The 22,170-nt window shown below is 60.7% G+C and carries 18 protein-coding genes; 7 read left to right on the top strand and 11 right to left on the bottom strand.

Going from position 1 to position 22,170, the window contains the following annotated elements; all coding sequences use genetic code 11:
• Positions 1 to 51: 51 nt before the first annotated feature.
• Entirely contained in the window at positions 52 to 1,020 is a 969-nt protein-coding gene (locus H6A60_RS07535; RefSeq protein WP_205103001.1) for a DUF362 domain-containing protein, read from the top strand.
• 24 nt (positions 1,021 to 1,044) lie between these two features.
• Here H6A60_RS07535 and H6A60_RS07540 read toward each other — a convergent pair whose 3' ends face one another.
• The 6 genes from H6A60_RS07540 to H6A60_RS07565 form a co-directional block, all read right to left on the bottom strand.
• Positions 1,045 to 2,304: a Wadjet anti-phage system protein JetD domain-containing protein gene (locus H6A60_RS07540; RefSeq protein ID WP_205103004.1), complete on the bottom strand. Its 1,260-nt coding sequence runs from the start codon at positions 2,302 to 2,304 to the stop codon at positions 1,045 to 1,047.
• Between the two features lie 47 nt (positions 2,305 to 2,351).
• Entirely contained in the window at positions 2,352 to 5,909 is a 3,558-nt protein-coding gene (locus H6A60_RS07545) for an ATP-binding protein (RefSeq protein WP_205103007.1), read from the bottom strand.
• A 35-nt stretch (positions 5,910 to 5,944) separates the two neighbouring features.
• Positions 5,945 to 6,862 (bottom strand): DUF4194 domain-containing protein, encoded by a 918-nt coding sequence (locus H6A60_RS07550; protein ID WP_205103010.1) that lies wholly within the window; start codon positions 6,860 to 6,862, stop codon positions 5,945 to 5,947.
• Positions 6,863 to 6,898: 36 nt separating this feature from the next.
• Positions 6,899 to 8,584 (bottom strand): DUF3375 domain-containing protein, encoded by a 1,686-nt coding sequence (locus H6A60_RS07555; protein WP_205103012.1) that lies wholly within the window; start codon positions 8,582 to 8,584, stop codon positions 6,899 to 6,901.
• A 12-nt stretch (positions 8,585 to 8,596) separates the two neighbouring features.
• Positions 8,597 to 9,067 carry a YbaK/EbsC family protein gene (locus tag H6A60_RS07560; RefSeq protein WP_205103015.1) on the bottom strand — a complete coding sequence of 157 codons (471 nt, stop codon included), beginning with the start codon at positions 9,065 to 9,067 and terminating at the stop codon, positions 8,597 to 8,599.
• A 268-nt stretch (positions 9,068 to 9,335) separates the two neighbouring features.
• Positions 9,336 to 9,473 (bottom strand): hypothetical protein, encoded by a 138-nt coding sequence (locus tag H6A60_RS07565; RefSeq protein ID WP_205103017.1) that lies wholly within the window; start codon positions 9,471 to 9,473, stop codon positions 9,336 to 9,338.
• A 244-nt stretch (positions 9,474 to 9,717) separates the two neighbouring features.
• Between H6A60_RS07565 and H6A60_RS07570 the strand changes: the two genes are divergently transcribed.
• From H6A60_RS07570 to H6A60_RS07585, 4 genes are read left to right on the top strand one after another with little or no spacing between them, the layout of a single operon-like run.
• The gene (locus H6A60_RS07570) at positions 9,718 to 9,915 is read left to right on the top strand and encodes a hypothetical protein (protein WP_205103019.1); all 198 of its coding nucleotides are present in this window, start codon (positions 9,718 to 9,720) and stop codon (positions 9,913 to 9,915) included.
• Between the two features lie 27 nt (positions 9,916 to 9,942).
• Complete coding sequence (locus H6A60_RS07575) at positions 9,943 to 10,923, top strand: ABC transporter substrate-binding protein (protein ID WP_205103021.1); 981 nt, start codon at positions 9,943 to 9,945, stop codon at positions 10,921 to 10,923.
• 16 nt (positions 10,924 to 10,939) lie between these two features.
• Positions 10,940 to 11,881 (top strand): ABC transporter ATP-binding protein, encoded by a 942-nt coding sequence (locus H6A60_RS07580; RefSeq protein WP_239477647.1) that lies wholly within the window; start codon positions 10,940 to 10,942, stop codon positions 11,879 to 11,881.
• Positions 11,878 to 12,702: an ABC transporter permease gene (locus tag H6A60_RS07585; RefSeq protein ID WP_239477648.1), complete on the top strand. Its 825-nt coding sequence runs from the start codon at positions 11,878 to 11,880 to the stop codon at positions 12,700 to 12,702. The genes H6A60_RS07580 and H6A60_RS07585 overlap by 4 nt, the downstream gene beginning before the upstream one ends.
• Before the next feature lie 210 nt (positions 12,703 to 12,912).
• Here H6A60_RS07585 and H6A60_RS07590 read toward each other — a convergent pair whose 3' ends face one another.
• The 3 genes from H6A60_RS07590 to H6A60_RS07600 all read right to left on the bottom strand — a co-directional run bounded on the left by H6A60_RS07590 (position 12,913) and on the right by H6A60_RS07600 (position 14,857).
• Positions 12,913 to 13,239: a thioredoxin family protein gene (locus H6A60_RS07590; protein ID WP_205103022.1), complete on the bottom strand. Its 327-nt coding sequence runs from the start codon at positions 13,237 to 13,239 to the stop codon at positions 12,913 to 12,915.
• A 122-nt stretch (positions 13,240 to 13,361) separates the two neighbouring features.
• Positions 13,362 to 14,177 carry a metal ABC transporter permease gene (locus H6A60_RS07595; RefSeq protein ID WP_205103024.1) on the bottom strand — a complete coding sequence of 272 codons (816 nt, stop codon included), beginning with the start codon at positions 14,175 to 14,177 and terminating at the stop codon, positions 13,362 to 13,364.
• Positions 14,174 to 14,857 carry a metal ABC transporter ATP-binding protein gene (locus H6A60_RS07600; protein ID WP_205103026.1) on the bottom strand — a complete coding sequence of 228 codons (684 nt, stop codon included), beginning with the start codon at positions 14,855 to 14,857 and terminating at the stop codon, positions 14,174 to 14,176. Before H6A60_RS07600 ends, H6A60_RS07595 begins: the two co-directional genes overlap by 4 nt.
• 174 nt (positions 14,858 to 15,031) lie before the next feature.
• On the opposite strand from H6A60_RS07600, the gene H6A60_RS07605 reads away from it, so the two are divergent.
• Positions 15,032 to 16,333, top strand: a complete 1,302-nt coding sequence (locus tag H6A60_RS07605; protein WP_205103027.1) for a metal ABC transporter solute-binding protein, Zn/Mn family — start codon at positions 15,032 to 15,034, stop codon at positions 16,331 to 16,333.
• Positions 16,334 to 16,351: 18 nt separating this feature from the next.
• On the opposite strand, the gene H6A60_RS07610 is transcribed toward H6A60_RS07605, so the two are convergent.
• Both H6A60_RS07610 and H6A60_RS07615 read right to left on the bottom strand, forming a co-directional pair.
• The gene (locus H6A60_RS07610) at positions 16,352 to 17,215 is read right to left on the bottom strand and encodes a hypothetical protein (RefSeq protein WP_205103028.1); all 864 of its coding nucleotides are present in this window, start codon (positions 17,213 to 17,215) and stop codon (positions 16,352 to 16,354) included.
• A gap of 296 nt (positions 17,216 to 17,511) precedes the next feature.
• Positions 17,512 to 20,658, bottom strand: a complete 3,147-nt coding sequence (locus tag H6A60_RS07615; RefSeq protein WP_205103029.1) for a DUF2185 domain-containing protein — start codon at positions 20,656 to 20,658, stop codon at positions 17,512 to 17,514.
• Between the two features lie 364 nt (positions 20,659 to 21,022).
• On the opposite strand from H6A60_RS07615, the gene H6A60_RS07620 reads away from it, so the two are divergent.
• Positions 21,023 to 22,170: IS200/IS605 family accessory protein TnpB-related protein (locus tag H6A60_RS07620; RefSeq protein ID WP_205103030.1), on the top strand; the 1,148-nt coding region annotated here is incomplete at its 3' end.

Consider the following 22,170-nt stretch of genomic DNA (forward strand, 5'->3'; position numbering starts at 1 on the left):
GTCTGTTCCGAAAAAATTACTCGAAGTCTTTTTTGATTGTCTGAGGTCGTCATGTCTGGTTCCTCGAAACTTTCTCGCCGCGACTTCGCCGTTCGATCCGCCGCTCTTCTCGCCGGTGCCGCACTCGCCAGTCGTGTGCGTGCCGCCGGTGCCGGCCGAGCCGATTCGGCGGCTGCGCCCGTTGTCTATTACGCCCGCGAAGCCTCTGCGGCAAACTTCATTGCGATTTTTGACAGGTTGCGCCGCGATGCCGGTCTCGAAACGGTCAAAGGCAGAATCGGCATCAAGCTCCACGGCGACGAAGTGTCGAAGAACCGTGCGCTCTGGCAGGCGCTTCAGGCGCACGTGCCGGGGAGCTTCTACGTTGAGTGTAACTATGCTTCGCTCTACCCGGGCGGACGTGGCAATACGGCGGGCAATATCGAAGCGATTGCGAACGCGGGCGTGCCGCGCGAACAAATCGATGTGCTCGATCGCGATAAGCAATATCGTGACGTCCCGATTCGCGATGCGCGGTGGCTCAAAAGCATTTCGACGCCGACGGCGCTTCTTGACGAATACGGACTCGTCGCGGTGACGGCAAACTTCAAGCTGGATAGCTTCGCGGGCTACTCCGGCGCCTTGAAGAACGTCGGGATCGGCCTGGCAGGCTCATACGGCAAAACGGCCGTGCACGGTGAAGACGTCGCGCGCGATGCGGATTTCTTCCGGCGTCTTGCCGAAGCAGGGAAGGGCATTGCCGAGGCGATGCGGGGCCGTCTCCTCTACATCAACGTTTTGACGGATATTTCGCCCGAACCGCTTGAGGGCGTGAAGCTCTCGACTGGAAATCTCGGCATCGTCGGTTCGCTCGACCTAACGGCCGCAGACCAAGCGGCGCTCGACCTCGTGTACGGCTTGAAGCCCGAGGCCTACGACGCCTATCCCGAAGACGTAAAGATCGAGCGCGGTTTCCTGCAGCTTGAGCTCCTCGAGTCGATCGGCTTCGGCAGCCGCAGCTATCGGCTTGAAACGAGCTGAGTTCGACGCGCTGTTCGAAAGCTTTTACGTTCGCTCGAGCGCGAGCGAAATGGCGGCATTCACTGCCTCGAGCGGAATACGTTCCTGCTCGAGGCGGCCCTGGGTTCGAAGCAGCTCGGCGTAGAGCGCCGCTTCGCTTTCGTTGAGCGCCTCAGGGAGCGGCCCCGCCTGGCGCGCTTCCGTCACAGCGAGCGGTCGAAATCGATCGAACGTTGCCTGGTCCATGAGAAGGCTTTCCGTCTGCGGAAAGCGCTTGCGGCATTCGGCGAGGATCGCGAGGCCGTGCGTGTCGAGGTCGCCGAAGTAGAGGATGCGCGTGTCGGAGAGCCACGGGATCTCTTCGAGTGCTGCGACCCCGTAGCCCATGCCGATCAGAATCGGTATGTCCCTGGGGGCGGTGAGGCTCAGGCCCGTCTGCTCGTTCTCGACGATCAGAACCGTTCGGCTCGCGGGCGCGCGACGCGCGAGCTGCTCGATCGTCACCATGAGCGCATCGCGCTCGGGGTCATAGCTTCCCGTTGGGGAACCGTCGCCGAACCAGGGCGCCGCATGGCGAATCCGAACGTACTTGGGCGGCGTTCTGAGGCCCACCGCTGCAGCAAAGTCCGTCGGCGCAAAGGCCTCATCAAAGAGCGCGCACCAGAGCGCGGCAAGCGCCCGGCGGTGGCGTTCGAACCACTTCGAGTCGATGCCTTCGAGCGGGATCTCCCGCACGAACAGACCGCTTGCCGGGTGGGCTCTGAGCCATGCAAGAAGCGATAGGAGCCGCTCGAAATCTTCGTTTGAAAGTCTGCTGCTTCGAAGGACGCCCGTCGACTTCATGGCCGAAACAAAGTCCGCTGCCCGATCGGGGGCGGTCGACGCGGCGGGGAAGCGGCGCGCGGTTTCGCGAAGACGTTCGAGCGCCTCGCGCCACTCTGGGACGCTCCAGCCGTCGGGTGCGAGTGCTGCAATGAGCGCTTCATCGCTTTCGGGGACGACGGCAGCGGGCAGCGTGATCGTTGCGCGCAGCGCCCGGATGGCGAGGTCGCTCTCTTCGAGGGACCAGCCAGGGCGCTCCTCGAGCGCCGCGCGCCAGCTGCGGGCGGCCTCTCGAAGCGCAACGAGAGAGCCCGCGGCTTCGCGCTGCGAAACGCGCCCGAGCGTCATGCGAAAGGAGAACGCCTCTGCGCCATCAGCGTTTTCTCCCGTGCCGAACGCACGAAGGCGCAGCCGCTCGCTCAATCGGTTGAGAAAGCGGCGCCGCAGCGCATCGTCGATTTCGCGGACGGTTTTGATCGGCATGCGGATCCTCGCAAAAAGAAGCTCGGCGGGCGGCTCGAAAAAGGCGGTTACTCAAAAAGTGAAGGTACGACGGGTTCGGGCTGCGGCTCCAGAAGAGCGGCCTTCGGTCGATCGGCTTCATGCATTCGGGCGACTTTGTCGGGCGCGTGCGGTGCTTCTTCCGAGTCGAAGGCGGGTGCGGCCTCCGCCGCATATTCGCCCGATGCGACCCTTTCGATCTCGAGCCGCTCCTTCTCTTCGTCGTACGCTACGCTTACGCCGCTCGAATACCGTCGATCGCGCATCACGACGTAAAACGCGCCGCCGATATAGGGCTCGAGCGTCATGATCGACTTTTCGGGTGTAGCGACGATCATCTGGAAATTAAAGCGCCGGAAGATATTCATCGAAATGTCGGTGAACTCGCTGTCTGCCTTGTCGAACGCTTCGTCAAGAATCACGGGCGCGAAGGCGGGGAGTCCTTCTTCGCTGTTGCCGAGCTGGTAGCGAAGCGCCGCCGCAAGACACGTCGTCGTGAGCTTCTGGCGCTGCCCGCCCGATTTGCCCGAGCCCGAGAGGTAGGTTTCAATGACGTTGCCGTTCTGGTCGAGTTCGTACGCCGTGAAGCTCATCTGATTGCGCACGTCGAGGACGAGTTCGCGCCAGCGTACGTAGTCGCGGTTCGACGGATCGAGTTTTTTAACGATGTCCTGCGCTTTTGCGAAACGCGTTTCCGCCTGTTCGGCATCGAGGTCGCTCCAGGCGCCTTCGATGAGTTCGCCCATGGCCGTGCGGAACTCTTCGGCGTCGGGCTGCCGCGTGTCTTTGACTTCGATGCGAAGGTGCGACGTGCCTTCGGCCAAGCGGCTGAACGGCGCATCTTCGAGCGACGCGTTGACGACTTCCATGCGCTCGAGAATGTTCTGCCGGGCGCGCTTCAATTCCATGTTGAGGTCGGCAAAGTTCTGCAGCGACTGCCTCTCGAGGAGTTCGCGGAAGCGCTTTTCGTGGCGCGGCAGACCGTCGGCTTCAATGCGCTCGAGGAGCGCCATGAAGTCCTTGGCGTATTCGACCGTCGCGCGCAATTCCGATTCGTACGCGGGCCAGTTCTTCAGAAATTCTTCAAAGACCGCGATGAGATTCGTTTCTGCGGCAAACGCGGCGCTCTTGGCGGCATTTTCTTCGTTCGAAATCGAGATCTGCACCGACGAGCGGCAGCGGTCGAGCGTCGAAAGCCGTACGCCTTCGGCAAAGGCGTGCGCGCGCGCTTCGACGGCTGCGGCCGTTTCGTCGTCGGGGGGCTCGGCGGCGTCGGCAAGCTTCTCCAATTCCTTTTCGGCGTCTTTGAGCTTGCCTTCGAGGTCTCCAAGGGCATCGCGCATGCGGTCCGCGCTCGACTGGGCGGCGCCCGTGAGTTCGCGTCGCTTGCCGTATTCGGCTTGGGCCTTCGCGATCTCTTCTTCGAGCGCCTTCAATTCGACGTTGGCTTCAAGAAGCGCTGCGAGATCCTTTTCGATGCCGCGTGCTTTCGTACGCAGCGAGTCGACATCGATTTCCTGCCAATCGCAGTTGATGACGAACTGCGCGGCGGCCTCCTTTTTGGCGAGGTCGCCCGCCTGCGCTTCAAGCGCGCCGATCGCTTTCTTCGTTTCTTCAATCGCAGCGGCAAGCTTCGCGGCCGTTTCTTCGAAGAGCGCGAGCTTTTCGGCGTTGGAGAACCCCGTCACCCAGCGGCGGCGGTCCGAGACGCTCGAACGGTCGTCCTTTTCGTGGCGTTCTGCCGAGTGCTTCACCTGCCCCATCACCGTCACGGCCTGATCGGCTCGGCGGAATTCATCCATATTGTCGGCACACAGGTAGGAGAAGCGCCGATCGAGTTCGTTTTCAAGCCAGTTTGTCCACGGGCCCCCGGCAAGGTTGAGTTTCGAGGGAATCGAGCGTGGACGGAAGCCTTCAAGAAGGGGCTTCGCCTTTCGAACGCGAAGGTAGACCAAGCGGCCGCCCAGGTTCTCGCGCTCGACGAGTTCGGAGAAGGCCTCGTAGTTTTCGTCGGCAACAAGAATCGAAAGCGCGAAGTTGTGCAGTACGCGCTCGATCGCGCCCTGCCAGCGTGCTTCCGCCTTTTTCACTTCGATCAGCTCGCCCGCAAAGGGAAGCGCCTCTTCGGGAAGCGACAGCGCTTGGGCGAGCGCCGTTCGCATCGCAAGGTTTTTGGCCGGAATGTTCGAGGGGCGCTCGCGCATCGCGCGCACTTCCGCCGCCGTTTCCGTGAATTCCTTTTCAAGTTCGCGTCGTTTGGCAACGAGTTCGTCGCGCTCGTCGCGGCGCTTCTGCGCGAGCGCGCTCGATTCGTCGATGAAGACGCGCATGCGGTCGGCGAGTTCAAGCCAGCCGCGCAGGCTCGTCGGGATTGGTTCGCCGAGGACGGTTGTCTGCGCTTCAACGTGCGCGCGGCGCTTCGTTGTCTGCTCGAGCTGCGTCTGCGTGCGGCGGCTTTCGGTCTTCAGGTGTTCGATGCGCTCGCCGCCGCTCATGTAGTGACGGCGCTTGAGTTCATCGACGAGGGCGAGTGCGGCCGCTTCCTTTTCGCGCGCAACCGTGAGTTTGCGTTCGGCTTCGTCCAAGCGCTTCACGGCGGCAGGGCGGTCCGCTTCAAGGAGCGCACACTCTGTGCGCCAGCGCCACCAGGCGACCGCGGCGGCTTCGCGCGAGAGGCGCTGCGCCTTTTCGAGCGCGAGGCCGCGCGCTTCCCACTGTGCTTTGCCGCGCGTGAGAAGTTCGGCCTTTTTGCGTTCGGTGACGACCGCTTCGTGCGCTTCTGCGAGGTCCGTAAACTCTTCGACCAGGCGGTTGGCGAGTTCGATCGTCTCGGGTTCCTCGAGCATGAAGGTGCGAAGGAACTGATTGAGGTCGCCCAAGTTCTTGACGGACTGCGCTTTGGCGAGAAGCTTCAGCGCCGTCTTGTCTCGAATGCCGAAGAGCCGGCAGAAGGCGTCGCTGTAGGCCGTGAACGTGTCGTAGGCTTCGCCCGCAGGGAGCGTCTTTTTGAGCCATCGCCAGTCGAAGGCCGAACGCGCAAAGCCCTCGAAGTCTTCGGCATTGAAGTCGTAGCCGCCTTCGAGGATGTAGTAGCGCTTTCGTACGCCCGACTCGTCGTTGACGCTCTTTTTGATGGCGGCAACGAGCATGAGCGTTACCTCAACGCCCGTCAGGTCGCCGAAAGTGAGCGCGATTGCGGAAAAGGTCGCCTTCGGGCGCAGGTACTGCGTCACCGTGCGCGACGCCCCCGAGCCGTCCGCTTCCGTCTGCGTCGACCAGGCGCCGCGAACGTAAGAGAGAATCGTGCGGTCGCCGCGGCGCTGGTCGCCCTCGCGGGCCGCGGCGTTGTAGTTGGGGTTCGGATAGAGGAGCGTCACCATCGCGTCGAGCAGCGTCGACTTCCCCGAGCCCGACGCGCCGACGAAGAGAAAGCCTTTTTGCGAAATCGGAATGTCGTGGATATTCGAAAAAGTCCCCCAGTTGAAGACCTGCAGGCGCTTGATGAAGAACTGATTGGCGTCGGTGAGAAGCGTTGTTTGCGCGAGGTTCTCGCCGGCACGCGCCTGAGCGCGGAGCGTTGCTGTCATGCTTGATCTCGTTTGCGTCGAATTGTCTCAAAGTCTCAGCTGCGGCCCGGGAGCGGCAAGTTCTCGTCGGCGTCGGGCGACGCCTCAAAATCGTCGCCGAGCGGGTCGGCGATCGCGTCGTCCTCGGGGTCGGCCGAGAGGCCCGACGCGACGAAGCTTTGAGCTGCTTCGGCCGTCGAGCGCAGCCGCGCGCGGCGGCGCGACTTCGTGCGCGCGGGCGCTGCCGCAGCGGCCTGCGCAGCGCGCTCTGCCTGCTCGCGGAAGGCGCGACCGAGCGACTCGAGGTCGGCGCTCGTGAAGAGAAGCGGCAGCACGCGGCTGATTTCAAAGGAGTCCCCGCCTTTGAGGGGCAGGAGGATCCGGCGGCGCTTCAAGCGCTCGACAATGCCGGCGAGGTGCTTGAGGAACACCGATTCGTTCGAGAGCGAGGCGCGGTCGTAGATTTCGAGGAGGTCGCGCAGCTCAAAATAGGTGACGACGGCGCGCTCGCCCGTTTCATTGGCGCGCAAAAGCTTCTCGCGAAGTTCAAGAAGCACTGCCGAATCGAGGAAGCGAAGCCGTACGGTCGGCAAGAGCGACGGCGCCTGCAGCTCGCCCGTATCGGCCTTGCGGCAGAAGGCGATGCCCGAAGCCTCGTCGACCATGAGGTCGAGGAGGAGGTCCGAGAGCCGCGAGCGCACGAGATCGGTGTGACTCAAAAGCAGGTGCCAGAGGCGCTTATCCTGCGTGCGCTCGAAGTACGGCCCGCGCAGGAGGTAGATCAGAAGGCGGCGCAGCTCGAAGGGGAGCGTGCCGCGGTCGCCCGGGTAGAGGGCGCCTTCGACCTCTTCACTCGTTTCGGCCGAATCGTCGATAAAGGAATCGTCCGCGCCGAACGCTTTCGCCGCCGAGGCGGCGTCTTCGGGGGCGAGTTCCACTTCGTCGGGTTCGGTGTTCTCAAAAACCTCGGTCATGCTGGTGTCGTGGGTGTTCTGTGTTCCAAAGATGCGTCAGGCGCTGCGGCCGAAACGCTGCCGACGTTTCATCGCCGAGAGGCTCTCGGCGGTGAAGAAGTAGAGCGGGATCGTCGCTTGTCGGGGCGTACCGAGCCGGTCGGACCAGGCGAGGCGCTCCGTGCAGTGCGTGTGCTTGGGCGGCACGCGGAAGCCGCTCTCGAGTGCGTCGGCGCCGATCGCTGCCGCCTCTTCGGCGCGGGCTCGGGTTTCGGCCGCTTCGGCCGCTTCAATGGCGGCACGGCGGTCTATCTTGTCGGGCATGTCGTTGCCCGTCCGATCGGCGCGCTCACGACAGGCAGCATCGTTTGCTGAAAGATCCGAGAAGCGTTCTCCCGGGATTCCGTAGCGCAGCGCGAGGGAGAGCAGCCCCACCACGGAGCCGAGCCCCTGGCGATTCGAGAGAAGCCGGAAAACCTCGGCAATCGAAGCGCGTTCGGCCTCAAAGAGCGCCGCTTCAATCGCGCGCATCAAAGCCGGGTAGTCGATGTCAGCCTGCAGAATGCGCTCAAGAAGCGCAACGCCGTCAACGGTCGGTGCCTGCGCCATGCCGATCGTCGTTTCCATGCGGCTTTCTTCGGGGTCGTCGAGTTCAAGACGTGCAATGCTGTCGATTTCGGCCGAAGCCCCCGGAAAGGTCGCGATTGTTTCGAGCACGCTTACCTTCTCGGCAATCTCATGCGCTTTCTTTCTCGTTTCGCGAAGAAGCTCCGAGAGGCGCTTCTCTTCGACGAACTCGTGCGACTGCACGAATTCGCGCAGCGACGCCGCGAGCGACTTCATGACGCCGTTTGTTTCTCGAGCCAAGAGCTGCAGCTCGTACTGCATGCGCGTCAGGCGCCGCCGCTCGTCGAGCGAGAGCTTGCGCCAGAAGGCGCGTTCGGCAAGGCGCGCAATCGCATCCTCGAACTCGGCGTTTCTCGCGCGGTCGGTGAGCAGCTTGAAAAAGCCCTGAAAGGCGAGTCCCGCGTCGCTCTCTTCAATGAGGTCGTAGCCTTTGAAAAAGTTGTCGAGCACCGAGCCGCGCGGACCGGCGCTTTGCATGATTTCGGCGCGAAGCGTGCGGTTGAGACGCTCGAACTCTTCGCGAACGCGGCGAAAGTCGCCCTGAAGCTCACTGTAGATTTCGAGAATCTCGCTTGTTCGTTCAAGTGCGGCACGCTCGGAAATGGAAGGCGACTTCCCGGCCTCGATCGCGCGGATTTCTTCATCGATGCGCTTCTTTTCGAGCATCAGCTGTTCGATGCGGCTCGCGCGGCTGCGGTCCGTGTCGTTGGCGAGACGCGCGATCGCGTGCGACATCATTTCGAGGCGGCTTTCCGTGGGACCCACCCGGCGCGTCTGAAAGCGCGAGAGAAGCCGAATGGCATCAAGTCCGGCGGAGGTGAGTTCGTACGTTTCTTCTTCGGCGCCTGCGGGCAGTCGGCAGACGAGATAGCCGTCGGTGACCCAGCGGCTCGCGAGCGCGCGGGCTTCGTCGCGGGAGAGCGACTCCTCAGCGCCTTCGGCATAGCCCGAAGCAAGTCGCTCGAGAAAAAGCGACGCAGGAAGCACCCGCTCGTTGTCGTAAAGGAGCGTCTGCAAAAGCGCAATCGAAAGCGGTCCCGTGTCGGACGCAAGGAGCTTCCACATCGGCGCCTGGCGAAGCGTCCGATAGTTTTCGAGGTGCGTGCGAATGCTCATGGCACTTGGGCGTCAGGCAAGTTTCGTGACGTCAACCCAACCGGCCGGCGCAGCAGCGCGCTCGAGCTCTTCAATCGAGAGACGCACGCCCGTCGAGGCCGTTCCGCAGGCGGGATAAACGGTTTCGAAACGCCGCAGACTTCCGTCAAGCCAAACGACGACCTCGGGCTTCACGCCAAAAGGCGAAACGGCACCCGGCGCGTGACCAACGAGTGACTCAACCACGTCGGGGGCAACCATCTTGGCTTTCGTGTGGAACTGTGCCTTGAATTTCTTATTGTCGATTTTGGCGTCGCCTGCCGTAACGATGACGATCGGCCCTTCGGGGATAAGAAGCGCAACGGACTTGGCAATGTGCTCCGGGCTGCAGCCGATTTTTTGAGCGGCAAGCGCTACGGTAGCGGTGGATCCGGCGTCAAACTCAAGGATGCGGTCGGCAAGACCACAGCGTTCGAGCTGCGCGCGAGCGGCTTCGAAACTCATGGATGAAAGCCCTGCGAAAACAAAAGAGAAAAAGCTCGTCCGACCGTACGGCGAATTGTGCATGACGATCGAACACACAGGTCTTTCATTCTAGTGTCAGTCAATGCTGCTCTTTGCACCATCGCTGCGCTCAATATCCGAGCAGTGAGCGGCAAAGTCTTTGATCGGGATATTGGCTAAGCAGAAATCTCAAAAGGATCGGCAAAAGAAAACCGGGCGCTTGGCCCGGTTGTTGATGCGTATCGGGATGAGTCGGCACACGAGCGATCTAGACGCTAGTCATCGTCGTCGTCATCATCGTCATCGTCTCCATAGCGGTCATCATCGTCGTCATCGTCATCGTCATCGTCATCGTCGTCATCTCGGCGACGCCGGCGACCGCGGCGATCGTCGTCATCGTCGTCATCGTCGCCGTCGGCAAAAGCAGGCTGGAGAGGAAGAAGCAGGCCGGCAGCTGCCAAAAGCAGTAACAGTTGTCGTCGAGCAGCCATGATGGTGTTCCTTTTGTAGCGAGTGCGAGCGGAATGCCCGTGCGTTCATGTCGAGAATACAGGAATACGCGTTGGAATTGGATCGGAATTTTGAGGATTAATGCGAATTGTTGAGTGTTGGTGTGATTTCGGGGCGCATTGAGACGAGATGAAGGAAGGATGATGGAAGAGATTCCCGCAGGATCGGACAATGGCTGCGGTATATCGCACAGCCGCGATAAAGCAAAATTGGTGGTATCTTCTTCTATTCGTTTCCTTGTGGCCGTGCGGGTTCATGCACGTCAAGGCGGTTTCGGCGCCCTCGACCGATTCCCGGCCGGCGCGACTGTCGAGCGCGCGGTCATTCGATTTCATTGAGTTCGATCCTTTTTCATTGCTACTGACATGACGACGATTCATCGAGCGCAGTTCTTTAAGCGTTCCGGCTTTCTGGCGCTTCTTGCTGCCTTAGGCGCGACCGGCGCGTGTGCCGCCGAATCCTTACGCATTGGCGTTTTGCCTGCGGCAGACGCCATTGTTCTTTACGCTGCGGCCGATGAAGGACTCTTCAAAAAGGCGGGGCTCGATGTGGAGATCGTTCCCTTCAAGTCCGCGCTTGAACTCGGTGCCGCCATGCGCGCCGGGCGCCTGGACGGTCACTTCGGCGACCTCATGAATGTTTTCACGCAGAATGAAACGGGCGTGAAGCAGGCCGTGCTCCTCACGACGACCCACACGAACGCCGAGCAGCGTGCGTTCGGTCTCGTGATTGCGCCTGCGAAGGCCGGTGAAATTACGTCGCTCGATGTGCTTAAGGCAAAGAAGGGCACCGAAACGGCCATGAGTTCGACGACGATCATCGACTACCTCGCCGACCGCATGAGCGAAACGGCCGGGCTTCCCGACGGGACGCTGCGAAGCGTGGAAGTGAAGCCCATTCCGATTCGTCTCCAGATGCTCCTTTCCGGGAAGGTTGCGAGCGCCATTCTGCCCGAACCCCTCGTTTCGGTCGTCGAGTCGAAGGGCGGGCGCGTGGTTTGGGACGACAAGGCGCTTAACGAAGCGCTCGCCGTCGTGGCGTTGCGAAGCGAAAAGCTCGATCCCGCGACCGTTTCGGGTTTCCGCGGGGCTGTTGCGCAAGCGGCCCAGCTCATTGAGGCCGATCCGGAGAAATACCGTGCCGTGATGGTGAAGAAGCGCCTTTTGCCGCAGCCTGTCGCCAAAGATTACAAGATGGTCCGCTTCTCCATTTACGGTACGGCCGACGGTTTGCCGCCTTTGCCCACCGAAGCGGAAGTGAAGCGCGTCGGCGAGTGGATGATCAAGAAGGGCATGCTCAAGGCCGTGCCCGACTACGCTTCGATCGTCGTGCCTGCCGGTAAGTAATTGACAAGCGGTCGGGATGATGAAAGGGAAGAACGCCGCTTCGAATGTGCAGGTCGAGCTCCAGCAGGCGCTTGATGCGATCGATTTGTCGGCGCTTGCCGCAGGCGATTCGGTCGTCGATAAGCAGGCAGGTGATGCGGCCGCGAGCGGCGCTTCGCTTGACGTGCGGGGGCTTTGTGCTTCGCGTTCCGGGGAGACCGTGATCGAGAATCTCGATTTGAAGCTCCCTGCCGGTGCCTCGCTTGCGCTCGTCGGAGAGTCCGGCTGCGGCAAATCGACGCTGCTTGAATCGCTTGCCGGTCTTTTGAAGCCGACGGCCGGTTCCGTTCGCTGGACGTCGTCTTTGACCGGTGCCCGCGTCCCCAAAGCTGCTTTCGTTTGGCAGAATCTCGGGCTTTTCCCGTGGAAGACGGTTGAGGAAAATCTGGCGCTGCCGCTTCGTCTCGAGAATCGGCCGAGCACTGAAATTAGCTCGCGCGTTGCGGCCATGCTGGACGAACTGGGACTCTGCGGGCTTCAAAAACGCTATCCCCAGGCACTTTCAGGCGGCCAGAGACAGCGCCTTGCACTCGGTCGAGCGCTCGTGGCAGATCCGCAGATTCTTTTCTTGGACGAACCTTTTTCCGCGCTTGACGCGCTTAGACGCGAGCACTTGCAGGAATTTCTTATTCTCATGCGGCTCAGGCGCGTCGTGACGAGCGTCTTTGTGACGCATGACATTGCGGAGGCGGTCTTTCTCGCTTCGCACATTTTGATGCTTGCTGCGCATCCCTTCCGCGTGCTCGGGCTCGTTAGAAACCCGCTTCGCGGGGCGCTCGACGCTGCAGCGCGCGCGGGCGGCATGGATGCGCTGCGAGCCATTCGCGAGTCCGACGCTTTCGCGCTCGCAGCGCGCGAACTTCACGCCGCTCTTCGCCGCGGTCAGCGCCAAGGCCAAGTCAACGAGGCTTTGCTATGACGTCGTCCGAAGAACGCAAACTGAAGATGCGCCCGGTTCAGTCTCAGACCGGCGTCTTTGCTCTGTTTCGATCGAGCGCTTTTCGGTACGCGCTCGCCGCTTTTCTCTTGGGCGGCCTCTGGTCGATGCTCTCGCGCGCGCTCGGGCCCGAGATCCTGCCCGATCCGATCGAAGCCTGCGCCGGGTTTCTCGTGTCGCTTGCGGACCCGGAATTCCTGGGACACGCCGGCACGTCGCTTGCGCGCCTCGCGGGCGGGCTTTTGCTTGCCGTCCTGACGGGATTTCCGCTCGGGCTCTGGTTCGGCCATTCGAAAAAAGCCGACTGGCTCGGTGCGCCGCTCACCTTCATCACGTTCCCCGTGCCGAAGATCGTGCTTCTGCCCGTCTTCTTCACGATTGTCGGCATCGGCGACGCTTCACGCGTTCTCCTCATTGCGCTTACGGCCGGCTACCAGATTCTCGTCATTGTTCGCGCCGAAGCGCTTGCGCTTGATCCTGCTTACGCACTGGCTTTCCGGTCGATGGGCGGCAGGGGCTCGGCGCTATGGCGACACGTTTATATCCCAGCGGCGATTCCCTCGCTGCTCACCGGTCTTCGCGTCGGCGTCGGTACGGCCGTTGCCGTGCTTTTTCTGGCCGAGAGCTTCGCTACCGATTCGGGACTCGGCTGGCTCATCATGGACGCCTGGGGCATGGGCGACGTGCTGCGCATGTTCACGGGCATCATTGCGCTCAGCGTCCTGGGCGTCGCGCTCTACGGTGCGGTATCGCTCGCAGAAAAAATTGCTGCGCCTTGGCTCGCAGCAAAGGGCGGTCGCTAATGACGACGTCCGAAGTTCCGAGTTGGCAGAGCGGACTTTCGGACGCCCTGTCGCTTGGCTCAAGACGGGTGATGTGCGGCAGTCGATGCATTCGACGATCTTCTTGCGTTGAGATTCATCTGCTCGGTTTTCTACACAATCACGGGACGAACGACGAAACGCCGCAGCTCCTAAAAAGCTGCGGCGTTGCTGATGCGTTTGTTTTTTATCTCAGAGAAGCGCTGCGTCGACGAAAGCCTTGAGTTCGCCCGGCGTTTTCACTTCAACAAGGCGGCCTTCAAGCGGCTTGCCGTCGCGGAAAATCACCATCGTCGGGATATGCTGCACTTCAAGCTTGGCCTTGAGCGACGGGTTTTCATCGCTGTCGGCGTAGGCAAAAATCATGCGGCCTTCATACTGGGAGGAGAGCGCCTGATAGAAGGGCTGCGCGCGACGGCAGTCAATGCACCAGGGAGCGCCGATCGCAAGGATCACGGGCTTATCGGCCTTGAGGACGATCTCTTCAAAGGTGGCTTCGGTGACAGGAACAATGCTCATTGAATCTCTCCAAATGAAAGCGATTTATCGTTAGAGAAACTCTATCAGAAAAGCGGTTCTAAAAGTTCGACCGATGGTCGGGTATTGCGAAGTTTTACGATTTACGCAAAAACCTGTAGGGACTACGCATTTCGGCGGAGTCGTAAAGTGCGGCGGGCTAGGATGACTGCAAGCAGGAGCGCGACCGAGACGAGCGCCGTCAGGCCGCCCGGTGCAGCGCCGAGCGTATAGGAGAGGACGAGCCCGGCGAGTCCGTCAAAGAGGCTCACGGCGACGGAAATCGCGAGCGTGCGTCGAAAGCCCGCATGAAACTGCAGGGCGGTTGCAACAGGTATCGCAATCATGCTCGAGAGCACGAGGACGCCCGTCATTTGAATCGCAACAGCAACCGTAGCGGCAACGAGAAGCGCAAAGAGCCGGTTGATGCTTTTGACGGGAACGCCGGCAAGTTGGGCTGCCTCTTCGTCGAAAGCAACGTAAAGAAGTGCGTGGCGGTAGCGCAGCAGAAGCCCGACGGCGGCGAGCGTGAGTAGCCCGATCACCGTCATGTCGGTCGGCGTAACGGTGAGAATGCTGCCGAAGAGGAACGCTTCCGCATTGCCTTCGAGGAGTCCCGAGCTCATGAGCGTGACGGCAATGCCGACGCTGCCGGCCAAAATGACCGTGAGAACAAGATCGGCGTAGCGCCTGAGGCTATCTCGCAGCCATTCCGCACAGAGCCCGGCGAGGGCCGCTGCGATGAAGGCGCCCGCCACCGGGTTGTGCCCGAAGAGAAGCCCCGTCGAGACGCCGGCAAGCGAAGCATGTGCGAGCGCGTCGCCCGTCATCGACTGACGGCGCACGACGAGAAAAATGCCGATCAACGGGCAGAGGACCGCCATGGCAACGGTGACGAAAAGCGCCCGCTGCATGAAGCGGTACTGGAGCATTTCGATCATCGGATGAGGCTCCCGAAAAGACGGCCGCCCACCGACTCGTCGGCGTAGCGTCTCGGCGTACAGACGTGCGTTCGCCCGTTGACAAGATGAATGACGCTCGCGCCCGCGGAAAGCGCTGCCGTGAGGTTGTGTTCGACCGAAACGATCGTGAGGCCGCGCGTTTCTCTGAGGCGCGAGAGGAGCGAATAAATGGCCCGAACGCCGTCAGCATCAAGCCCCGTTGACGGTTCGTCAAGAATAAGGAGATCAGCGTTGCCCATCAGAGCACGTGCAATGAGGACGCGTTCGCGCTCGCCGCCGGAGAGGTCCCCGACGAGCCGGCTGCCGCGCTCGGCCATGCCCGTGAGCGCGAGTGCCTCTCGGGCGGCAGCGTGCGACTTCGCGCCTAGGCCGAGGAGTCGTCCCCAGCTCTCGAGCGCTTCGTCGACGGTGATCGGAAAAGCGCGCGCGGCAAAGTCCGTCGTCTGCGGCACGTAGCCGATTCGGCGCGATCGAACGCGAATTGTTCCGCAGACGGGCTTGAGAAAGCCGAGAATCAAGCGCATGAGCGTCGTCTTCCCGCAGCCGTTTTCGCCGGCGAGCGCTACGTACTGCCCGCGCTCGACGACAAGCGACAGGCCGTCCAGCAAATAGGGGGCGCGCCCGTTGTGAGAGAAGCAAAGATTGTCGATATCGATCATGCGGTCGGACCGTTAATGAGAATGACTGCGACTTCGCGCAGCGGCGAACTATTCTAAGATGCTCGCTGCGTTCCGTTTGTGTAGGCGCTCGAGCAAAAGAGCAGCTCGCAGGCGCGCCTGCAACCCAAGCGGCATTGGCACCGGATTCATTTGCGAACGGATTCTTGATTGAGCATGTCTTCCTTCATTCTGCCCGTCGACACGCCCCGCCGTATCCATGCGTCTTCGGCCGAGCCCGTGTCCTCGGCGTACGCTTCGGGCAATGGAAGCTCCCTGCCGGCGACGGCCGTGTTGACGCGCCGGTGCTTTCTGCAGGGGCTCGCACTGGCTGCATTTGCCGCTCTCTCGACGTGCGCCTCGGCGCAGACGGGCGGTGCGTTTTCTGACGCGTCCGATTCGCCCGAGCCCAAAGCGCTTCTTGTCGCCGCCTCGATCGATGCCATGGTTGAGCTCGCCCGCGCTGCGGGCGGAGACTTCGTGCGGGTTTTGCCGATGCTTCCCAAAGGCGCCGACGCGCATGCGTTTGAACCTTCGCCCGCTCAACTTTCGTCGCTCGCGCGTGCCGACGCCTGGGTCTTCAACGGCTTCGGGATGGAAGCGTGGGGAGAGCGGCTTCTGGCGGCGGTCGAAAAGCCCGATCTTCGCGTGATTGTTGCGTCTGACGGCGTGACGCCGCTGAGGGAGACGCCGCATGCCGGGCATGACCATGCGAACGACGAGCGCTCCGAAGCGGCGCATCGGGCCGAAAAGCTGGAAAAGCAGGACGAACACGCGCATGCGCATCCGAGTGAGCATGCGGGCGACCATGAACATGATCATACGCACGAGATAGACCATGCAGCCGAGCACAACTCGCCGCATCGTTCGGACCGCTTAAAGGTGCCGGTGCCCGCTGTTGAGAGTCCGCTCGCTTCGTGGCTCGTCAAGCTGGGTGGTCGGCTTCGGGAAGACGGTCACAGCCACGGCGCTGTCAATCCGCACGTCTGGCTTTCGCCCTTGGGTGCGGCCAAAGAGACGACAGCCATTGCCGAAGCGTTTGCAGAGCTCGATCCCTTGCACGCCGATGCGTATCGCGAGAATGCCCGGCGTTTTGCGGCAGCACTCGAGGCTATGGCAGCGGAATTTCACCGAAACATCGAACGAGCGCCGCGTCGCTATTTCGTTGTCGGGCACGCCGCCTTCGGCTACCTGTGTCGGGATTTCGGCCTTGAAGAGGTAAGTGTCGAAGGAATATACGGGCACGGCGAACCCTCGCCCAAGGCGCTTGCACGATTGGTCGATTTTTCGCGGGAAGCCGGCATCCGAACGATCTTTGCCGAAGAGGCTGCCTCGCCCGCCGTCTCGCGGGTTCTCGCCGAAGAAGTCGGCGCGCGCGTGGCGACGCTTTACACGATGGAGTCGCCCGAGGGCGGACTCGACTTTCTTGAACGCATGCGCCGCAATCTCAAGGCGATTGCGGCGAGTCTCTACGACTGATGCCCGAAAGCGCGCCGCTTATTTTGCGGGGAAAAAGCCGGCGGCGGTCATGTCCAGGTATTGATCTCGCTTATAGGAGGGGTACTCGGCTTTGACGGCCGCCTTGAACTCGTCGGCGGTTTGCGCTTTTTCGGCAGCCTGGATGACAAAGCGGACATAAGCGAGTTTCGTGTCGATCGCATCGGCCGATTCCGGTTCGTGGTGCGACGTGTAAATACGCTCGACGCCGGATTTCTTCAAGTATTCGAGGTCGGCGATATAGCCTTGCGCGGCCGCTTTGCCCGGCAGAATCGAGTGATAGTCGGCGCTCAGCATGTGAATGTAGGCAACTTTGAGCTTCGGGAAGACAAAGAGCGTGCCGTCCGAAGCGTCGTGCGCGATCACGGTGAAGCCGGCTACTTCCTGAGGCACGTCTTTTTCGAGCGTTTCGATGTTTTTCACGGCGACATCGTCAAACGTTTCGCCGAATCCTTGCCGAAGGCTTTTCACCATGGCGGCGACAGGACCGGATTGAATCGACTTTTCCGCGGCAGCGGTCGCCATCGGCTTTGCTTTGCCGTACCAGCCGCTGCCGTCTCCCGGGTGGCTCGAGAGAAGAAGCGCTTCAACGGGCTTGCCTGTTTTCGTGAGGTAGTCTCGCCAAAGAGGAAAGTCGTCGCGGAAAGCGGGCGATTCGATGGCAAGAATCGCGTTTTGGCCTTCGATGGCAATCACGGCCGAACGCATCGGATCTTCCGTTTCCCATGCGTGGATTTTGACGTCGTCGGCGCCTTTGACGGCTTCGATCGAGACATTGCCTGCGCCGAGCGGGGCGGCTTGAGAACCGGCGCAAGCGAAAAGGCCGGCAAGGAGCAACGGGAGCGTGCGAAGGTAGGTTTTCATGATCAGGTGTTCCTCAGAGTCGATGGATAGTCCCAAGCTGGGGTTATTGAGTTCGCATACGAACTAGTCGATTGTTAAAAAAAGTTCGTCCGCGAACCTTTTCGGGGGATATTAGTTCGAATACGAATTAAATGCAACTCAAATCGTACGGAACGACTGAATGCGCATCGGCATACGATGGACGAGCGCAAAGCGCGAATCCCCGCCGGAAATTGAGGATATTGCGACGGGGAAGTTGCAGTGGCAGAAGGTGCTTGCGCAAGCGGCTTAACGAGCCTAAAAGCCGGCGCGCTTCATCAGTTGTCTCGGCGGCCCGATCCGTTGGCTCCGGTTTCTTCCGCAAGACGCGCAAGCATGCGAAGCGACAGGTCTGCGGAGGACGCGTCGTCATCGTTGTCAAGCGGCGCGTTCTTCTCGAGGCGCCCGGCAACCCGCATGGCTTCTTCGTTCACGATGTTGTGCTCGAAGACGCCGTCGGCGTTGCGCAGGAAAGCGCTGCCGACGGGCGACGAGAGGAACCAGCGCACGTCAGGGTCGTAGTTGCAGACGGTATTGAGCGTTGCGCGGCGCCAGAGGAGCGGATTGAGCATCTCGGGTTCAATACTCTCAAACGTGTGGAAGAGCCAAATGCCTTCGTTCGCTTCAATGCTTCCGATGTGCTCAAACCCTTTGATGGGAAGTCCCTTCCGAAGGATGTCGACATGCACGAAGCACGGATCGTTTTCAACGCCTTCGGGCAGCAGCATGCGAAGTTTTTCCCGCGGGATGAGTTCGCCCTTGAAGAAGTCCTTCATCGTGTTCGGCCGTTTTTCGAACAACGGCGTGAAAGTTTCGGCACCCGCCTTCTCAAATAGCGTGGCGAGATCGAAGTCGGAGACGAATTGGAGCTCTTCGGGGTGAAGTGCGATGAGTTCGGAGAGAACGAGTTGGTGCCCTTCTGCGTACTCGATCGGTGGAAAGCGGCGGCAGTGCGGATCGTCGCACGCAATCATCCCTTTGTAGGGGAGCGCATCGCAGATGGTTGTCAGATTTTTGCGCTCGAGGTAGTCGGGAAGCGGCGAGCCGATGAGGGTGTCGCTCGCCTCGCTTTCTTCGGATTGATTTTCCCGCGTGTAAAGCGCATACGGCGAAAACTTGGCGTCGATCGAAGTGTGGAAGGTGGTGGCGACAGCTTCGAGCATGCCGAGCACGCCGAGCTCAAGCTTGGTGATGTTCAGGGCGGCTGCTCGGGCTGCGGGCGATTTGCCGCGGCGTCTGCGGCGGGCAGACGCAGGCGTTGTCTCGGCAAACTGGCGTACGTCCGCCTTTCTCAAGGTGACGAAAAATTCGTGGTCGACGGAGGGCGTATCGGCAAAGTAGTGCGAACTCATCGACGTCGAAATGAAGTGCAGGAGTTCGGGTTCGTTCGCATTTTCCACCACGATGAGGTCGAGCTGGTTGGATGCGCATACGCGTCGCACGATTCGTCCGATCCTCTCTTCAACAGCTTGAAACCAGGGAAGATCGAAGGCATCCGTATAGTGGTCGATGCTCAGGTTCCGAAGGTTTTCACGCACTTCGGGCATGTAGTGAATCGGGGAACCTAAAAAACTCGCTGAGGCCAAATCTTCGTCAAAAGTGAGCGATTCATGCATCATGAACGCGCGAAGCCGCCGGGCTGCCGCGAAGGCCGCAACGGCGTGCGTCTCGCTTTGGCCCGAGAGGATGAAGGAGGCGCGCAGCGCTGCTGCCCACCAGTAGGCGCCGCGGTCGGCACTCGAATAGCCGCGAAGCACGTCAAGCGCCGTACGCGCAGCTGCGAGAGCGGCATCCCCCTTTGAAGAAAGGGCTCCATAGGGCTTCTCGTGGTTCTCGAGCGCATGGAGAAGGGCGGTCTGCATGCGGATCGCGTCGTCTGAAGCAAAGCGGCGGTCAAGGCAGCGCTTCGTCGAGCGCAGCTCCGTATGGACAAAGCGGCGCACTTCTCGCGGCTCGTTCGGGAGCACGTGGGCAAAGGCGAGCATCTCGTCGCGCGTTTCCTCGTCGATGCCGACAAAAATGGAGCGCAGCCTCGCCCGCCAATAGTGAAGGCGCATTTCGTAAACGGTTCCCGCCAGGCGCGGTTCGGCATAGTCAAGGAAAGCGTTGGCCGCCTTGAAGAGTTCGCCGTCAACCGTTTCAGCGGCGAGAGCGCAGAGCGAAACAAGGAACACATTGATTTCAAAGGCAGAAATTGTCTCGGGTTCCTTCTGTGCGACCGATGCGGCAATAACGGCAAGCGCCTCCATGCCATGCTTCATTCGAATGTAGCGAAGACGCAGCAGGCTCTCTCTCGTAGCGAAGGGCGCGAAAACCAAGCTGTGCGTTTCTTCGAATTCTTGTCCGAGGCTCGCTGCGGCCTCGGCATCAAGCGCCGCCCAGTCTTCGGCGCAGCCAAAGGGAGGCTCGTCGCTCAGGACGGCATCGAGCAGCGGCGCCCCCGACTCGAGCGCAGTCCGGTCCCAGGGGAGCGTTGACAAGTTTTGTGCGTCGAAAAAGCAAAGATCGTCGATGATTTGCTTGAGCGACTCCTTCGACCAGAGACCGCAATCCTGCGCGTACTGCCCGAGCGCTCGGATTTTCCCGAGCGTCGCCTCGGCCCTTTGCCGGCGCTCTTGCTCGGAGACGCTGTCCTCCGAACCCGAGGAGACGAAAAATTCCGCACGCTTTCTGTGCATGGGCGTTTCGATGCTCGAGAGGTAGCTCCGGATGTCGTAGAACGCGTCTTCGCCGATGCCGCGAATGACCGCTTCTCGAGTCGCCCCTTTTTTGAGCGCATCTGCGGCATGGTGAATGAGATCCTCGATCGCGTCGGCGATTTCCGGCATGAGAACGCCGTTGTTTTCTTCAAGACCGATGGCGATGCAGATGGCGGCGCTGCGAACGTTGAGCGCTTGGTCGGCGCGCCGGCTGAGCTCGAAAAGCACCTTGACCGAGCGCTCGTAAGACGCCTTGAGGCGCTTCTTTGCGCGTCGAACTTTCGGTTTGTCGCCACCTTCTTCCCTAAGCAAAAAGAAGGCGGCATCGTCAAGTGCGTCGCCGAGCATCTCGAGCGTTTTGAGCGGCGGCTGCGGCCATTCCGCTTTTGCTGCAGGCTTTTTCTTCGGCAGGAGAAGTCCGAGGAGCTCAAGGCGCAGCCGGACGCGATCGATCATGTTGTCGCCGTAGGCCTTCAATTCGAAAGCGCCCCAGCCGACGAGCTTCGCGGCAAGCTTGCGGTCGCGGGCAGCTGCGGCGGCTTCGGCGTAGGGCGTGAAAACGAGTGCGCCGAGCGTTCGCACGGGTACTTTTTCGAGAAGCGCCGTCAGTGTCTCAAGCCGGTAGACGCCGCTCTCAAAATCGGTCGTGAGAGCTTCGCCCAGCGTTTGCGGGAGCTTGTGTTTGCGGATGAAGTTCTGCAGGTCTTTTTTATTGGATTTGGCCATCGCGCTCGGAGTTTGTTCTTTTAGGGTTTTTCTGAAAGCGCCGTAAGGGCGCGCCGCAAAAAGCATTCTACGGATACGGCGGCGCATGGCGGTGATTCGTTGCGATGGGGTGCCGGCAAAAGAAAAGGAGAAAGCCCGAAAGACTTTCTCCTTTTGCCGTCAAACGCTCGGGATATTCGACCGATCAGGTTGTCAACGACCGCGATCGGGCAAATTCCGCTTGAACGATCGCCTGCGCATTCCCCATCCTTTCGAAGAAAGGGTGGGGTCAAGCAGGCGGGCGAAGCCCTGTGCGAAACGGATCACATGCTCCTTGACGGATGCATGCTAAATTCTCAGACGTCATCTTAAAATCTTGACAACGATGAAGATTCACACCTCCTACAGCGTCCGCATTCAGGGCTACAGCGCCGTGCTTGACCGCACGGTAGCGCTGTACCGCAGTGCTGTGGATTTCTTCATTGATGTCATGCTTCGCAATTGGCAGCAATTCGACGGTCTGAAGCAGACGGAGTTCGTAAAACTGACTGAAGTTCTATGCATCAAAACGGCCAAACGGCCGGTGGTTGCATACGATTTCTCGGCAGATTTCTACAAATTCCCTTCATACCTTCGTCGAGCAGCGATCGCTGCGGCTTTCGGCGCTGTTTCTTCCTACAAAACCCGTCTGGCTCAATGGGAAGTGAATCCCCAAGGCAAGGCGCCGGGTCTGCCGAGGTCGGGGCGGCTGTTTCCGCCTTTATATAAAAATCAACAGTTTGTCCGCAACGGTCGTTACTGTGCTCGGATCAAGGTTTTCGTTCGAAATACCTGGGACTGGATCACCGTCGGACTGCGCAAGACAGACGTTGACTACATTGCGCTCCATTGCACTTTGCGAAAAGAGCTTTGCCCGACCGTTTGCAAAAGAGGCAAGGTCTGGTCGCTCGACTTCGCGTACGAAGAAGAGGCTGCACTCAACAAAACCGACGTCAACGATCAGGTGATCGTCGCCGTGGATCTTGGCATCAATAACGCCGCAACGGCCGTTGCGATGCGTTCGGACGGCACTGTCCTGGAAAGACGCTTCCTGCACCTTTCCAGCGAAAAAGACCGTCTTGAGCGCTCGATGGGGCGAATCGGCAAAGCTCAGCGCCGCGGAGCGAAAAAGATGCCGCGGCTCTGGGCGCGCGCCAAGGGCATCAGTGATGAGATCGCCAGAAAGACGGCTGCGTTCATCATCGACATTGCTGTCGAGGCGGGCGCGCACGTGATCGTGATGGAGCATCTTGATCTCACGGGACGAAAGCGCGGTTCCAAACGATGGCGCCTGCACCATTGGCGTGCTCAGTACGTGCAGGAAATGGTTGAGCGCAAGGCGCATCGTACAGGGATGCGGGTGAGCCGAGTTTGTGCGTGGAACACTTCCCGTCTGGCGTTCGACGGCTCAGGGCGTGTCGTTCGGGATTCGACGAACTACAGTCTGTGTACTTTCCAGACTGGGAAGCGTTATCACGCGGACCTGAACGCTGG

It is taken from the genome of Sutterella massiliensis (genome assembly GCF_016899755.1).
GTDB lineage: Bacteria > Pseudomonadota > Gammaproteobacteria > Burkholderiales > Burkholderiaceae_F > Sutterella > Sutterella massiliensis.